General features: G+C 64.9%; 13 protein-coding genes. 3 read left to right on the top strand and 10 right to left on the bottom strand.

Annotated features, from left to right (window positions below; all coding sequences use genetic code 11):
- Nucleotides 1–144, bottom strand: a 144-nt coding sequence (locus RDU24_RS15290) for an FmdB family zinc ribbon protein (protein ID WP_308736646.1), incomplete at its 3' end; no start/stop codon positions are given.
- A 294-nt stretch (nt 145–438) separates the two neighbouring features.
- Between RDU24_RS15290 and RDU24_RS15285 the strand changes: the two genes are divergently transcribed.
- Nucleotides 439–2,466 carry a methyl-accepting chemotaxis protein gene (locus tag RDU24_RS15285; protein WP_308736643.1) on the top strand — a complete coding sequence of 676 codons (2,028 nt, stop codon included), beginning with the start codon at nt 439–441 and terminating at the stop codon, nt 2,464–2,466.
- A gap of 86 nt (nt 2,467–2,552) precedes the next feature.
- On the opposite strand, the gene lon is transcribed toward RDU24_RS15285, so the two are convergent.
- Nucleotides 2,553–5,147 (bottom strand): endopeptidase La, encoded by a 2,595-nt coding sequence (gene lon / locus RDU24_RS15280; protein ID WP_441319113.1) that lies wholly within the window; start codon nt 5,145–5,147, stop codon nt 2,553–2,555.
- Nucleotides 5,148–5,633: 486 nt separating this feature from the next.
- Here lon and RDU24_RS15275 point away from each other — a divergent pair, with 486 nt between their 5' ends.
- Nucleotides 5,634–6,395 carry a hypothetical protein gene (locus RDU24_RS15275; protein WP_308736642.1) on the top strand — a complete coding sequence of 254 codons (762 nt, stop codon included), beginning with the start codon at nt 5,634–5,636 and terminating at the stop codon, nt 6,393–6,395.
- Between the two features lie 22 nt (nt 6,396–6,417).
- Here the strand turns inward: RDU24_RS15275 and RDU24_RS15270 are convergent, their stop codons facing one another.
- Nucleotides 6,418–6,714: an acylphosphatase gene (locus RDU24_RS15270; RefSeq protein WP_308736641.1), complete on the bottom strand. Its 297-nt coding sequence runs from the start codon at nt 6,712–6,714 to the stop codon at nt 6,418–6,420.
- 127 nt (nt 6,715–6,841) lie between these two features.
- On the opposite strand from RDU24_RS15270, the gene RDU24_RS15265 reads away from it, so the two are divergent.
- A complete protein-coding gene (locus tag RDU24_RS15265) occupies nt 6,842–7,354 on the top strand; it encodes a DUF2059 domain-containing protein (protein ID WP_308736640.1) in 513 nt (170 codons plus the stop codon).
- 88 nt (nt 7,355–7,442) lie between these two features.
- Here the strand turns inward: RDU24_RS15265 and RDU24_RS15260 are convergent, their stop codons facing one another.
- The 7 genes from RDU24_RS15260 to RDU24_RS15230 form a co-directional block, all read right to left on the bottom strand.
- The gene (locus RDU24_RS15260; RefSeq protein ID WP_308736639.1) at nt 7,443–7,799 is read right to left on the bottom strand and encodes a zinc ribbon domain-containing protein; all 357 of its coding nucleotides are present in this window, start codon (nt 7,797–7,799) and stop codon (nt 7,443–7,445) included.
- 20 nt (nt 7,800–7,819) lie between these two features.
- Complete coding sequence (locus RDU24_RS15255) at nt 7,820–8,617, bottom strand: M48 family metallopeptidase (RefSeq protein ID WP_308736638.1); 798 nt, start codon at nt 8,615–8,617, stop codon at nt 7,820–7,822.
- Nucleotides 8,618–8,754: 137 nt separating this feature from the next.
- A complete protein-coding gene (locus RDU24_RS15250; RefSeq protein ID WP_308736637.1) occupies nt 8,755–10,368 on the bottom strand; it encodes a DNA repair protein RecN in 1,614 nt (537 codons plus the stop codon).
- Nucleotides 10,361–11,014, bottom strand: a complete 654-nt coding sequence (locus RDU24_RS15245) for a YkgJ family cysteine cluster protein (RefSeq protein WP_308736636.1) — start codon at nt 11,012–11,014, stop codon at nt 10,361–10,363. The genes RDU24_RS15250 and RDU24_RS15245 overlap by 8 nt, the downstream gene beginning before the upstream one ends.
- A gap of 104 nt (nt 11,015–11,118) precedes the next feature.
- Nucleotides 11,119–12,366 carry a tetratricopeptide repeat protein gene (locus tag RDU24_RS15240; RefSeq protein ID WP_308736635.1) on the bottom strand — a complete coding sequence of 416 codons (1,248 nt, stop codon included), beginning with the start codon at nt 12,364–12,366 and terminating at the stop codon, nt 11,119–11,121.
- A gap of 263 nt (nt 12,367–12,629) precedes the next feature.
- Entirely contained in the window at nt 12,630–13,424 is a 795-nt protein-coding gene (locus tag RDU24_RS15235) for an ABC transporter permease (RefSeq protein ID WP_308736644.1), read from the bottom strand.
- 50 nt (nt 13,425–13,474) lie between these two features.
- Nucleotides 13,475–14,476: an ABC transporter permease gene (locus RDU24_RS15230; protein ID WP_308736634.1), complete on the bottom strand. Its 1,002-nt coding sequence runs from the start codon at nt 14,474–14,476 to the stop codon at nt 13,475–13,477.
- Between the last annotated feature and the right edge of the window lie 213 nt (nt 14,477–14,689).

Below are 14,689 nucleotides of genomic sequence, written 5' to 3'. Positions count from 1 at the left end.
ACCGGTCTTGGACCGGCAGCAGCTCATGAGCTTCTGCGTCTTGGTGGACCCGCAGGAGGGGCACACGGCGGTTTCGTCCTGGCCGAAGACCAGCTCCTCGAACTGTTTCTTGCACCTGTTGCAGACGTATTCAAATATGGGCATCGCTGTTTCCTTTTTGTTGATGGCCCGGGCGGTGTGCGCCACGGCGCACCCTCGGGGCCGCCTGGACATAGCGCAATTCCCTCCAGCTGGCAACGCGCACGGCAAGAGTAATGCCGCAGAGGCGCCAGTCAACCGAAGCAACGCCTGAAACCATGGAAGCCTCCCTGCCGAGTTCATGGATTATCGGTTTGCGACAAACTCATACTTGATTCGTCCATATTTCCTTGATACCTAGCCATGCGATTACTCACTCACGAGCATTCCTCACCCCCAGACCGTACGTGGAGCATATATATGAAATGGGCTGACCTTGGACTTGGCAATAAAATCTTCGCAGCCGTGGCTCCCGTTCTGCTGTTCCTGGCAGTTGTCGCGGCATGGTCGTACATTGGTCTCGGTGGCGTCATGGAACGCGTCGAACAAGTGGAAGACAACCGCGACCTCCAGATGAATCTCTTGGAGCGCGAGATAGATCACCTGAAATGGGCGCAGGCCGTCAGCCTTTTCGTCAACGATGAGAAAGCCACAGAGCTAACCGCCCAGCTCGATCACACCAAATGCGCTTTCGGCAAATGGTTCTACGGAGAGGAACGCAAGAAGATCGAGGTGGCCTTCCCGAAAATCAAGGAGCTTTTGGCCAGCATTGAAGAACCCCACAAGAAACTGCACGAATCCGCGGCTACCATCTTGAAGCTGCGAACCGACGGCGATTTGGCGGCTGCCAAGGCCGCCTTCGAGGGGACGAGCTTGGCGCAACTCAAACTGGTTCAGAAAGACCTGGGCGCCATGCGCACAATCCTGGCCCAGCATACCGACACTGTGTCCAAGAAGATGCGCGCGGACGCACGAAGCACAACCAACATTGTGCTCCTGGTGGCCGCGCTGGCCATTGTCATCGGCACCATACTGAGCGTCTTGGTGATCCGAGCCATTACCGGCCCCATCAAGACCACGGTGGACTATGCTCACGCCGTCAGGGCAGGCCGCCTGGATACTCGACTCTCCCTGAACCAGGAAGACGAGGTTGGCCTGCTGGCCAAAGCCATCCAGGAGATGGTGGACAACATGCAGGGACAGGTCGCCTTTTCTCAAGGTGTCATGCAGGGCGTGGCCGCGCCGTTCTCCATATTCTCGCCACAGGATGTGACTGTCTTCACCAACCAGGCAATGCTTGACGTCATGGATATCCCAGGCAAGCCTGAGGACTATTTCGGCATGCAATCAGGGGAGTTCATCTTTGGCGTCAAAGGACGGGAGACCCTTTCCTCGCGAGCCTTGCGAGAGAGGAAGGCCTTCGTGGCCGACAATACCGTCCAGACCCGGAAGGGCAAGCAACGGCACGTGCATGTTTCCTCCGCTCCGTTTTTCGACCCAAAGGGGGAACTTCTTGGCACGGTGTCCGTCTGGATTGACCAGACCGAGGCCGTCGAATCGAAGCAGGCCGCCGAGCGCAAGACCCAGGGAATGCTCACCGCCGCAGAACAACTCGAACGCGTCGTTGAGGGTGTCAGCAGCGCCAGCGAGGAACTCTCGGCCCAGGTGGAGCAGTCCAGCCGCGGCACGGAGGTACAGTCCAGCCGCGTGGCCGAGACCGCTACAGCCATGGAGCAGATGAACTCCACCGTGCTTGAAGTGGCCAGAAACGCGTCCCAGGCGGCCGACTCCTCCCGCGAAGCCAGGGACAAGGCCCTGGAAGGCGCCAAGATCGTGGCCCAGGTTGTCACCGGCATCGGCACCATCCAGAGCGTCTCACAGACCCTGAAGGAAGACATGAATTTGCTTGGCAAGCAGGCCGAGGGCATCGGCGCCATAATGAACGTCATCAGCGACATTGCCGACCAGACCAACCTGCTGGCGCTCAACGCCGCCATCGAGGCCGCGAGAGCGGGCGACGCAGGACGTGGCTTCGCCGTGGTGGCCGACGAGGTGCGCAAGCTCGCCGAAAAGACCATGACCGCCACCAAGGAAGTGGGTGACGCCATCAGCGGCATTCAACAGGGAACAAAACAGAACCTGGAGAACGTGGAGCAGGCGGTGGCCACCATCCAACAGGCCACGTCACTCGCCCAGCAGTCCGGCGCGGCCCTGAAAGAGATCGTGCATCTGGTCGAGGTGTCCTCGGATCAGGTGCGCAGCATCGCCACGGCCAGCGAGCAGCAGTCCGCCACCAGCGAGGAGATCAACCGCAGCATCGAGGACATCAACCGCATCTCCAGCGAGACCGCCAGCGCCATGAACCAGTCGGCGCAGGCCGTGGGCGAGCTGGCCACCCAGGCCGGCACGCTGCATGCGCTCATCGAGAAGATGAAACACGCCGACTAGCATCCGCGCGCCAAAGACAAACGGGGCGACCGGGAGTTGTGCTCCTGGCCGCCCCGTGCTCTTGCGGGGGGGATGGAATCGAGAGGCTAGCCCTTCTTGGGCTTTGCCTTCGGCTTGGCCGTGGCCTTCGGCTTGGCGCTGCCCTTGGCCGGTGCCTTCACGGCAGCCTTCGGGTTGGCCTTCACCGCTGCGGCCTTGACCTCGGGCTTCGCCTCAGGCTTGGCTGCGGGCTTTGCCTCAGGCTTGGCTGCGGGCTTTGCCTCAGGCTTGGCTGCGGGCTTCGGCGCGGGCTTGGCGCTGGTGCGCACCAGGGGCCACAGCTGGTCCACGCGCTCCACGAACTTGATGCTGATGCGCGCGCGCAGGTCCTCGGGGATGTCCTGCAGGTCCTTCTTGTTCTGCGCCGGGATGAGCACGCGCTTCATGCCCTGGGACACGGCCGCCAGGATCTTCTCCTTGATGCCGCCCACGGGCAGCACGCGGCCACGCAGGGATATCTCGCCGGTCATGCAGGTGTCGGCGCTCACCGGAATGCCCGAGAGCGAGGAGATGAGCGCCGTCACCAGGGTCACGCCCGCCGAGGGCCCGTCCTTGGGAGTGGCGCCCGCGGGCACGTGGATGTGGATGTCGCGCTTCTCGTGGAAGTCCGCGGGAATGCCGTACTTATCGGCCTTTGCGCGGCAGAGCGACACCGCCGCCTGGGCAGATTCCTTCATGACGTCGCCCAGCTTGCCGGTGAGCAGGAGCTTGCCCGTGCCGGGCATGGTGGAGACCTCAACGTGCAGCATCTCGCCGCCGTAAGGGGTCCAGGCCAGGCCGGTGACCACGCCGGGAGGCAGCACGAGTTCCTTCTCGTCCTCGAGAAAACGCGGCGTGCCAAGGTACTTGTGCAGGTTCTTCTCGTTGACGGCAAACGGGCCTTTCTCGCCCTCGGCCTTCTTGCGCGCCAGCTTGCGGCAGATGCTCCCGATCTCGCGCTCCAGGTTGCGCAGGCCCGCCTCGCGGGTGTACTCGCGCACGATCTTGGCCAGGATCTCGTCGGTCAGCTTGACCTCGGACTCCTTGAGCCCGTTGTCCTTGGCCTGGCGCGGCACCACGAAGCGCCGGGCGATCTTGACCTTCTCCTGCTCGGTGTAGCCGGTGATGCGGATGACCTCCATGCGGTCCAGCAGCGGCCCGGGGATCGTGTCCAGGCTGTTGGCGGTGCAGATGAACATGACCGCGGACAGGTCGAACGGCACGTTCAGGTAGTGGTCGGTGAAGCTGAAGTTCTGCTCCGGGTCCAGCACCTCGAGCAGCGCCGAGGACGGATCGCCCCGGAAGTCGTTGCCGAGCTTGTCCACCTCGTCCAGCATGATGACGGGGTTGCGCGTGGCGCAGCCCTTGAGGCCCTGGATGATGCGGCCGGGCATGGCCCCGATGTACGTGCGGCGGTGGCCGCGGATCTCGGCCTCGTCGCGCATGCCGCCCAGGCTCAGGCGATGGAACTTGCGCCCCAGGCTGCGCGCGATGGAGCGTCCCAGGCTGGTCTTGCCCACGCCCGGAGGCCCCACGAAGCACAAAATCGGCCCCTTCATCTTGGGGTTCAGCTGGCGCACGGCCAGGTACTCCAGGATGCGCTCCTTGACCTTCTCCAGGTCGAAGTGGTCGTCGTCGAGGATGACCTTGGCGGCCTTGATGTCCAGGCGGTCCTTGGACTGCTTCTTCCAGGGCAGCTCGGTCATCCAGTCGAGGTAGGTGCGGATGACCGTGGCCTCGGAGGAATCCGGGTGCATGGACTCAAGCCGGCCCAGCTGCTTCAGGGCCTCCTTCTTGACGTCCTTTGGCATGCCGGCCTTTTCGATGGCCTTGCGCAGGCCCTCCATCTCCTCGTCCTCGCCCTCGGCGTCGCCCAGCTCGCGCTTGATGGCCTTCATCTGCTCGCGCAGGAAGAAGTCGCGCTGGGCCTTGTCCATGCCTTCGCGCGCCATGGACTGGATCTTGTTCTGCATGGAGGCCACCTCGGCCTCCTTCACCAGCTGGTCGTTGACCATGCGCAGGCGTTCCACCGGCTCCTCGCACTCGAGGATGGCCTGGGCGTCGGCCACCTTCATGCGCAGGTTCGACGCGATGAGGTCGGCCAGGCGGCCAGGCTCGGCCACGGAGTTGAGCACGCCCATGATGTCTGCCGGCGAGATGCCGCGCAGGCTCAAAATCTTCTCCGAGAGCTCGCGCGAGGAGCGGATGAGCGCTTCCTGCTCAGCCGTCAGGTCCTTGCCCTCGACCTCGGGCAGCGCCTCCACCTCGGCCAGGTGGAAGGGGTCGTCGGTGACGAAGCGCTTCACGCGGGCGCGGGAGAGCCCCTGCACCAGGACCTTGAGGCGTCCGTCGGGCATCTTCAGCATGCGCATGATCATGCCCACGGTGCCGACCTGGTACATGTCCTCAGACTTGGGGTCGTCGACGGTCTCGTCCTTCTGGGAGAGGATGAGGATGTAGCGGTCGCCGGAAAGCGCCGCGTCCACGGCCTTCACGGACTTCTCGCGTCCCACGAACAGCGGCAGGATCATGTAGTTGAAAACAACGATGTCGCGCACGGGCAGCACCGGCATGACCGCCGGGATGTCCGGACGCGGGGCCTTGTCATCGCCAAGGGGGCCGCCGACGAGGGGGATTCCGCCCTCGCTGGAATCGCCCGCCATAAGCCTGGCGTGGGGATCGTTTTTGTCGTGCATATACCTGTCCTGGGCCGCCTGGGCCAGACGCTGGGCTGCTGTGACAGCTCCAGCGCGGCGGCGCATGCGGGCCGGTTTGGTCGGGCTTTTCTTACGTTTCAAAGTGACTGGCTCCTGAACATTCGCGTTGGCCCGACCAGGAAAACGGGATACCCGTCAGGCCGAACCTAGCTACTGTAATTCGTTTTTGCCCCGTGGCAAGGGCGAAGACCTTAAAAACGGGGATTTCCTGGCCATGACGGCCGACGGCCCCGGCCTGCGCCCCGCTCCACCGGCGCCCCGCCCCTCCCCGAAGCGCAGAGCGAGATTTTCCCAAGCGTTGACGCACGGGCCAATATTCAAATACAGTGCCATTAACCTGTGAACACGCCGCGCCGCGCAGCCCAAACCTTCCGCGCCGAACCCCTTCCCTACCCGCACGCAAGCCTGCCTGCGGCACCTTGGAGCAGCAGCATGCCGACCACGCACCGCCTTCGCGACGCCATAACTTACGCGTTCATCATCGTCGCGAGCTTTGCTGCCCTGCAGACCGTGGTCGTCATCTCCCACGAGTTCACCCACAGCACCATGGCCTGGCTGCTGGGGCACATGGACAGCCCCAAGGACATCATCTGGGGCAACCCGCTCCTGATGACCGGCTGGGACGAGGGCGTCGGGTACAACAGGATGTTCGAAGCGGGCCAGCTGGTGGACGCGGCCATCATCGGCGTGTGCCCGCTCGTCATGCACTGGACCGTCGTCATCCTCGGGCTGGCGCTGATGAGCCGGAACAGGCCGCGCGGACGCTGGCTGTTCCACTTCCTCTACTGGTTCGTGGTGGCCAACCTGATGGAGCTCATCGCCTACATCCTCATGCGCGCCTTCGCCTCCCACGGCGACATCGGCCTCTTCAACAGGGGCCTGGGGCTGAACCCCTGGTACGTGTTCGTGGCGGGCAACGCCGCGCTGGCCTACGCCCTGTTCGTGCTGTGCACCCGGGCCCTGCCGCGCCTGAACACGCACTTCGCCCTGGGCAACCGCCCGGCGCAATGGTGCATCCTGACGCTGACGGCCTTCGCGCTCTTCGTGTGGGGCAGCGGCCTGCGCCTGGTGCTCTATGTCTACCCGGACCCGCAGTGGGCGTTCGGCCTGCTGGGCTTCGCCGGCTTCGGCGCGATGCTTGTGGCCTGCGCCCCGTCCAGGCCGTGGTTCATCCGGCGCCTGCACACGTTCTGAGACGACCGGAAGGCTTGCCCGCTCAGTAGCGGATCGTGAAGCCGTCGAAGCGCTCGGAAAGGTCGATGTAGCCTGCGTCCACCAGGTCCACCCGCGCAGAGGGCGGGCCTTGCGCCAATTCGTGGCGGAAGCGCTCCAGCGCCTCCCAGCCCGCTTTTGACTCCTCGTCGGCCTGGGCCTGCCCGGCCACGGAGCCGTCGGGCATGTTGCGCACCCAGCCGTTCAGCCCCAGGGCCCGCGCCGTTTCGCGCGTCCAGCCCCGAAACCACACGCCCTGGACGCGGCCTGCGACGTGGAAATGCAGTGTGGGGATCTTCATGCGACCTTCATACAAGCCACGAAGCCCCAGCGCAACACTCGCGCAGGGTTGTGCAGGCAGTGCGCCCATGCTAACGTGTCTCTTCGAGACGCAACCACTTCCCCCCACTCAACAAAATGGAGCCACCATGTTCGCACGCCTCGCCCTTGCCTGCATCCTCGCCTGCCTTCTCGGCACCACGGCCCTGGCCGACGAGCTGACCCCGGCCAAGCAGGCCGACATCAAGCTGCTGCTGGCGTCCTCCGGCGGCGCCACTGTCGGCAAGAAGATGGCGAGCATCATGACCCGGCAGATAGTGGAAACGCTGCGCCGCACGCGCCCGGACATCCCGGTGCACTCGCTCGCCATCGTCGAGCGCGAGGTCGTGAAGATGTTCACCGAAACCTTCGACGCTCCGGGCGGCGTGGTCGACCGGCTGGTGCCGCTGTACGCGAGCACCTTCACGCACGAGGAAGTGCGCGAACTGCTGGCGTTCTACCAGTCCCCCACGGGCAAGAAGGCCGTGGCCTCGCTGCCGCGACTCATGGTGGAGGGCCAGAAGATCGGGCAGCAGCTGGCGCGTGACGTGGCGCCGGAGCTGAACCGGCGCATCAAGGAGGCGCTGAAGCAGGAAGGGGTGGTTCTGGACAAGATGCCCTAGACCGGGCGCTCTTCAGACTCTAACGCCGCCCTGGCGCCGGATGGCGTTGGGGCGGCGTTTGGTGTTGGTGGGGTTGATGCTCCCCCCCTCAAATCCCCCGGGCCCAGGCCAGCATCGCCGCCAGGGCGATGCTCCCGGCGAGGAAGCGCCAGTCCTCCGAGGCGACGTACACCCCGATGCCCAGCAGAAGGATCAGCGCGTAGGCCCACGTTTCCGCGCAGGCCTTCACCAGCTTGTCCGCGCCCTCCTCCACGCTCAGCATCACCGGCTCGATGACCTGCCACACCTCTTCCGGCAGAATGGATCCTTCGTGCTTGCCGCCCTCTCCGTTCGGCGCGTCCTGCCCGCCCGCCCTCGACCAGCGCGACTGCAGCTTTCGCCCGCACTTCTCGCAGGTGTGCGCGTCGTCCGCGTTCTTGGTGCCGCAGCTGGTGCAGAGGATCATCGGGAGCCCTGCGCCGGGGCCTACTGCAGCAACTGCTGGCGGTAGTACTTGGCGCGGATCGCGCCCATCTTGGCCTGGATGTCCGCGATGCGCTGCTTGCTCGACGGGTGGGTGGACAAGAACACCGGCGGGGTCTGGCCCTTCTTGGCGCTGTACGCGTCCATCTTCTGCCACAGGGTCATGGCGCCTGAGGGCTCATACCCGGCCATGGCCGCCAGGATCATGCCGACCTCGTCGGCCTCGGACTCCTGGGTGCGGCTGTGCGGCAGCAGCACGCCCACCTGCGCGCCCACGCCATAGGCCTGGGAGAATATCTGGCTCACGGCGGGGCTGGTGCCCGCGCCCAGGGCGATGCTCGCCGCCTGCCCGCCGAACTGGAGCATCAGGGCGGTGCTCATGCGCTCGCCGCCGTGGCGTACCAGGGCGTGGGCGATCTCATGCCCCATGATGGCGGCCAGCTCGTCGTTGGTGGTGGCAAGGTCCAGTATGCCTGTGTAGACGAAGACCTTTCCGCCCGGCAGGCAGAAGGCGTTCACGGTGTCTTTTTCGATGAGGAAGAATTCCCACTTGTAGTCCGGCTTGTTGGAGGCAGCGGCGATGCGCCGTCCGACCCGCTTCACGCGCTCGGCCTGCATCTGGTCGGTGCTCATCTTTTCCTTTTTCACCACATCCTGGGCGGCCTGCAGGCCCAGCTGCGTCTCCTGCCCCTCGCTGATGAGCAGGAGCTGGCTGCGGTTGGTGTAGGCCGCTTTGGCGCAGGCGGCCAGAATGGCGCACAGGGCGATGAGCAGTATGGTGCGTTTCATTGAGCGATTCATGGCTGAACTCCTTGTCCGGGCGGCGCGCGACAGATTCCCGGCGCTGGCGCTGCCCGGCGCATTAAATAAGTATAACCACGCGCAGGCCAAGACTCAAGGGCGCGGGAAGGGGCTGACCTCAGGCGGGCGCGTGCGGCTCAAATGCTCTCGCCGCCGGACATGCGCGTCAGCTCGGCCTCGATCTCCGGAGCGCCCAGGCGCACGCAGCCGGTGTAGGTAAGCCCGTCGATGACGTCCTTGCGCACCAGGAAGTGCCGCTTGGCGAGCCTGGCCAGTTGCGGCCAGTGGGTGATGAGGATCATCTGCTGGCGCGAGGCCAGGGCGGTCAGCCGCTCGCCCACGCGGATGAGCGTGTGTCCGCCGATGCCGGCGTCCACTTCGTCGAAGATGAGGGTCGGCTGCGCGGACTCCGCCCGCAGGCTGGCCAGGGCCAGCAGAAAGCGCGAAAGCTCGCCGCCGGAGGCGATCTTGTCCAGCGGGCGCGGGGGCTGGCCGGGGTTGGGCACCCAGAACAGGCGGCCGCGCTGCTCGCTCAGGATGCCGACGGGGCTGTCGGGCGGCCCGGCGTAGACCTCCACTGGCTCGAAGGCGAACTCCACGCGCGCGTGCTCGGAGAAGCCCAGGCCCGCCAGCTCGCGGCCCAGCCGGGAGCTCAAGTCCTCGGCGGCGGCGAAGCGGGCGGCGTTGAGGGCGTCGAGCGCCTGGCCAAGGCGGGCCGCGGCCTCGGCCTCCTCGCGCGCAAGGCGGCGCTCGTCCAGGGCGCAGGAGTCGAGGAACGACAGGTTCTCGTCCACCTGCCTGCCCAGGTCCACTATCTCGTCCAGGCCCTTGCCGAGCTTGCGCTTGAGCTTGGCCAGGTCGAACAGGCGGGCCTCGATGGCCTCGATGTCGTCGCCGCCTTCGCCATTGGGGGACAGGCGGCGGATGCGCGTCTCCAGCCCGGCCAGGTGGTGGCGGAAGTCCTCGGCGGCGTCCTTGTCCTGGGTGAAGGACGGGTCGAAGGCGGCCAGGGTGGCCAGGCAGCGCGACAGCTCGCCCACCTGGGAGGCAAGCGGCATGTCGCCCAGCAGGGCGTCGAGGGCGCGACCCCGGGCCTCTTCCAGGCGCTCGTGGTCCTTCAGGGCGGCCTTGCGCTCCAGCAGCTCGTCCTCCTCGCTGGGCTGCGGGGCAACCTTGGCGATTTCGGCCCGCTGAAACTCCAGAAACTCGCGCTGGCGGGAAAGCTCGTCCACCTTGGCCGCCAGCTCGGCCCGCGCGGCCTGCACGGCTCGGACATCGGCCAGCGCCTTGTCGCGCGCGGCGAGCACGCCCGGATCGGGCAGAAAGGCGTCGAGGATGCGGGCCTGGTGTGCGGGCTGCAACAGCTTCTGCTGGCCGTGCTGGCTGGTGTGCAGCACCAGCCCGGCGCGCAGCTCGCGCAGGGTGTCGAGCGAGCCCAGGCGGTCGTTCACGAACACGCGGCTGCGGCCGGTGTCGGCGGAAAGCTCGCGGCGGATGATGAGCTCGCCGCCGTTCACGCCGCTCAGCTCCGAGCCCTCCGGCACCACGAACACGGCCTCGACCACGGCCTTCTCCTTGCCGGGCCGCACCAGGTCGGCGCTCATGGGCTCGCCGGTGAGGAAGTCGATGGCGCGCACGATGAAGCTCTTGCCCGCGCCGGTCTCGCCGGTGAGGGCGTTCATGCCGGGCGCGAACTCAAGCTCGGCGTCCTCGATGAGGGCCAGGTCGCGGATGCGCAGCAGCTCAAGCATTGCGGCCCTTGCTGGCGGTAATGTTCCGCGCGGATTTTCGTGCGATGGCGGCGTCCATGTGGATGACGATGTTCTCCAAGGGCAAGGTGCGCAGATGTTTTCCTTTTCGGGATACATACCCGCTCTCGAAGAGCCTATCAATATCTTCCTCGCCCTTGCCGTAGAGCGGGAGGAGTTCCCAGGCCATGTCGCGCCCGCTGCCCAGGGCGGCCTTGAACACGTCGCGGGGCCGGGTCTCGTAGACGTTCTCGCCGGGGGCGCAGGCCCGGCCGAAGACGAAATACTGGCGGCAGACAAAGGGCCGCAACGGGTACACGGCGCAGCCGCCGTCCAGCAGGAACACGCACTCTTCATCCCCCCTCCCGGCAAGCAGCCGGGGCCGCAGCCGGGCCTGGACCTCCAGGGGCATGACCTCCGCCGCGAACCACCACAGGCCCAGGGCCTCGAAATCGGACAGGGGGATCACCTGGCCCTGGCAGCAGGTCCGGCAGCCCTCGCGGCAGGCCACGGCCTCGCCCCGCCGGGCCTCCTCCTGGGCGATCTCCGCGCGCGCGGCCTCGTCCGAAATGTGATAGGCGTTGAGCAGCCGGACAAGCCACGGGTGGCGCGCCTCATGCTCGGGATAGGTCGTGCGCGCGGTGGCCATGCTTCTCGCTCAGCGGCGCAGGCGCGGGTCCAGCAGGTCGCGCAGGCTCTCGCCGAGAACAAACGGTTGAGGCATGCGATGTCCCCCTTAGAACTAGTGACAAGTCAGTTAGCTTTTGACTTTGGCTTGTTGCAGACGGCATCCAGAAGCTGCTTGATGGTCTCGTCAGCCACAACCGGCCACGCGGAACGCGGTATAATCGTAAGCTTACCTGAAAAGGCATTCATCCCATGCCTGCAAATCCACTCTGGCGGTACGGCATTGCTGCGCTCTCTGATGAGCGCGCGAATATCGCTCATTCCCCCATCACAATGATTCCGCTTAACAAGATTCTTTTCAAGAGCAGCCACGGAAGCAGCGTCCAATCCTGCTCCAACCAATCTGTGGCTATATGCACAACCGGCAGAGGCCGAGGTATCACCACACAACTTGGACTCGTAGTAATTCAACGCCTTGCCCGTAAAAAACCATCGGCTCGCCTCAGACGGATTGCTGTTACCATACCTTCCTGCCAACACATGGAAAAATGGCGGGCTAACCAGCCGTTGATTGCCCAATATCCATTCGATAAGGGCAGCATCAAACTCCGGTGTGCGCGGGGCATAGGCGGCCAGCAGCGCAGCATTGTTTGGGGTCTTGCGGTATGCTTGCTCGAGAAAGGCGATGAGGTTGGCTGGTGATTTAAATATCTCTTCCGTCAGTTGCTGGGTTGGCTCACTCCAAAACCCAGTAACGCTCATGTCCTGTCCGTTTTGCACCATAGCCATAAGCATGGCGTGTGGTGTTTGTGGGGTGGGCTGCTTTGCCGCATCAGCAGGCCGGGGTGTCGCATGGTAAACCGTTCCGACGTGTCCCCCCTGGTCCTTCAAAAGCACCTCTGGGACTGAAGGTCCACCACCAGGGGCAACGTTGACGAACCTCGCGCCGCCCTTTGCGGGTGCTGCGACCGCCTGCGCGGCCAAAATCTTGCTCATTCGCTGGAGGCCATCGGCTGCCACCGTATCCCCGTCCTTCAAGGCCTCTTCAAAAAGTTTTCGGCTCCTCGTCAAGTCCTGCGGGATCCCGACCCCAGATGCCAGGGCATCGGCGAGACAGGTTTTGGCCTCAGCGAACCCCTGGTCCGCAGCCTTACTGAACCAATGGACTGCCAAGGCCTGATTTTGGATACCACTATGTCCATCCTTGTACATGAGCCCCAGGAAGAACTGCGCCATGGCAAAACCGCCTTCCGCAGACTGAAAGATTAACTGCTCCCCCCTGCTAACGAGATCAGACCGCCCCTTTTGCTTAATCATGGCGTGGCCGAGAAAAAACTTGGCCTCCAGATTCCCCTGATTCACCAGTTTGTTCAAGATGGAAATGTCTTCCGGGTTACCCCAACGCGTTTTAAATCGCGTGACTTCCTGTTTCCAAGTCGTCGCACTGACCCTGCTGGGTAGAGCAACCTGGCAAATAACGAAAGCAACGGTGAGCCAAACGAAGAGGAAAGTGCGTTTGTTCACTAGAGCAGAGGCAACCATAGCCATCTGGGACGAGCTAGCAGGCAACGTATTCATACCATTCGTTAAATCGAATGGACAATTCTGGCAATGGGAAAGACAGGAACAGCCGAAAGCTAGCGCCTCAGCCTTGGGTCCAGCAGGTCGCGCAGGCTCTCGCCCAGGAGGTTGTAGCCGAGCACGGTGAACAGGATGGCCAGGCCGGGGAATACCGAGAGCCAGGGCGCGATCTCCAGCACCTCCTTGCCGTCGAGCAGCATGTTGCCCCAGCTCGCGTCCGGGGGCTGCACGCCCAGGCCCAGGAACGACAGCGACGACTCCACCAGGATGGCCCCGGCGATGCCCAGCGTGGCCGAGACCAGCACCGGAGCCAGCGCGTTGGGCAGGATGTGCCGGAAGATGATGCGCAGCGGCCCGGCCCCGGCCACCTTGGCCGCCAGCACGAAGTCGCGCCCGCGCAGGGCCAGGGTCTCCGCGCGCACCAGCCGCGCCACGCCCATCCACGAGGTCAGGCCGATGACGGCCATGATGGTGACGAGGCTCGGCTCCAGGAACGCGATGACCGCCAGGATCAGGAAAAAGGACGGGAAGCAGAGCATCACGTCCACTCCGCGCATGATGAGCTCGTCCGTGAGCCGCCCGAAATAGCCCGCCACCAGCCCCAGCACCAGCCCGATGCTGGAGGAGATGCCCACGGCCACGAAGCCCACCCAGAGCGACACACGCGCCCCAAAGAGGATGCGCGAGAGCACGTCGCGCCCCAGGGCGTCGGTGCCCAGCCAGTGCGCGGCGGAGGGCGTCTGCAGCATGGCGTCCACGTTGATGGCGTTGGGGTCGAAGGGCGCAAGCAGCGGGGCCAGCACGGCGGCCAGGCTCATGCCCCCCACCAGCACCAGTCCGGCGGCGAGCATGCCGTAGCGGTCGAGCCACGTGGGCGGGCGCAGCGGCGTCTTCTTCCTGCTCACGACTCGCCCCCCCTTGAGCCGGACCGGATGCGCGGATCGGCAAGGCCGTAGCCCACGTCGGCCAGGAGGTTGCCGGCCAGCGTGAGCACCGCGCCCAGCACGAGGCTGCCCATGATGAGCGGGTAGTCGCGGCTCATGACCGCCTGGTAGAAGAGCTGGCCCAGGCCAGGCAGGGCGAAGATGGACTCGATGATGACGCTGCCGCCGATGAGCCCCGGCACGGACAGCCCCAGGATGGTGATGACGGGCATGAGCGCGTTTCTGAGCGCGTGGCGGAAGATGACCGTTCGGGCGGGCAGGCCCTTGGCGCGCGCGGTCAGGATGTAGTCCTGGCGCAGCACCTCGAGCATGCTTGTGCGCATGAAGCGCGACATGCCCGCCAGCGACCCGAAGGTGTAGAGGAACACCGGCAGGGCCAGGTGTCGGCAAACGTCCCAGGCCTTGGCCCAGGGGGAGAGCTTGTCGAAGCCAAGGCTCGTGAGCCCGGAGATGGGCAGCACCGGCCAGATGATGCCCAAAAGCAGCATCAAAAGCAGCGCCAGCCAGAAACTGGGCATGGCGAACCCGACGAAGACGACCACCGTCGAGACCCGGTCGAAGACCCCGCCCTGCCGCCAGGCGGCAAACACCCCGATGGGGATGGCGACCAAAAGCGTCAGGATGAGCGAGACGACGTTCATGCCGAAGGTCAGCGGCAGGCGCTCGGCTATCTTGTCCCAGACAGGGCGGCCGTCGCCGGACATGGACCGGCCGAAGTCGAGCCTGGCCATGCGGCCCACCCACTGGCCGTACTGCACGGCGATGGGCTGGTCCAGACCGTAGAGCTTTTCCAGGCGCTCGCGCGCCACGGCGGAGGCGCCGGGGTTCAGCGTCGTCTGCATGTCCGTGGGCTTGCCCGGGGCCAGGTGGATGACCCAGAAGCTGATGACCGTGATGCCAAAGAAGACCACGGCCACCCAGGCCAGCTTGGTTGCGATGCGCAGAAGCGTGCGGGTCATTTATCGTCCGGTGTTGCGGGTGTCCCGGGCTCCGGCCCGGTCTGGCCCATGATTACGTGAAAGCGCGTCCAGACGCAACGCCGACCGGAGCTTGCCAAATTTTCTGCGGTGTTGAAGTTTTTTTATTGACAGATGACCCCCCTGTTCGCTAGACAGTGCTTCCCAACGCCGTGGGGCTGTAGCTCAGTTGGGAGAGCGCTTGAATGGCATTCA

Origin of the sequence: Humidesulfovibrio sp., from assembly GCF_031082295.1 — a bacterium.
GTDB lineage: Bacteria > Desulfobacterota > Desulfovibrionia > Desulfovibrionales > Desulfovibrionaceae > Humidesulfovibrio.
This window is presented reverse-complemented; position numbering and strand designations above follow the sequence as displayed.

Coding starts and splice junctions, on each gene's coding strand:
- RDU24_RS15255 (WP_308736638.1), bottom strand. CDS start 8,617: ATGAATCGCTCAATGAAACGCACCATACTGCTCATCGCCCTGTGCGCC.
- RDU24_RS15275 (WP_308736642.1), top strand. CDS start 5,634: ATGCCGACCACGCACCGCCTTCGCGACGCCATAACTTACGCGTTCATC.
- RDU24_RS15265 (WP_308736640.1), top strand. CDS start 6,842: ATGTTCGCACGCCTCGCCCTTGCCTGCATCCTCGCCTGCCTTCTCGGC.
- RDU24_RS15270 (WP_308736641.1), bottom strand. CDS start 6,714: ATGAAGATCCCCACACTGCATTTCCACGTCGCAGGCCGCGTCCAGGGC.
- RDU24_RS15260 (WP_308736639.1), bottom strand. CDS start 7,799: ATGATCCTCTGCACCAGCTGCGGCACCAAGAACGCGGACGACGCGCAC.
- RDU24_RS15230 (WP_308736634.1), bottom strand. CDS start 14,476: ATGACCCGCACGCTTCTGCGCATCGCAACCAAGCTGGCCTGGGTGGCC.
- lon (WP_441319113.1), bottom strand. CDS start 5,147: ATGGCGGGCGATTCCAGCGAGGGCGGAATCCCCCTCGTCGGCGGCCCC.
- RDU24_RS15250 (WP_308736637.1), bottom strand. CDS start 10,368: ATGCTTGAGCTGCTGCGCATCCGCGACCTGGCCCTCATCGAGGACGCC.
- RDU24_RS15245 (WP_308736636.1), bottom strand. CDS start 11,014: ATGGCCACCGCGCGCACGACCTATCCCGAGCATGAGGCGCGCCACCCG.
- RDU24_RS15285 (WP_308736643.1), top strand. CDS start 439: ATGAAATGGGCTGACCTTGGACTTGGCAATAAAATCTTCGCAGCCGTG.
- RDU24_RS15235 (WP_308736644.1), bottom strand. CDS start 13,424: ATGCTCGCCGCCGGACTGGTGCTGGTGGGGGGCATGAGCCTGGCCGCC.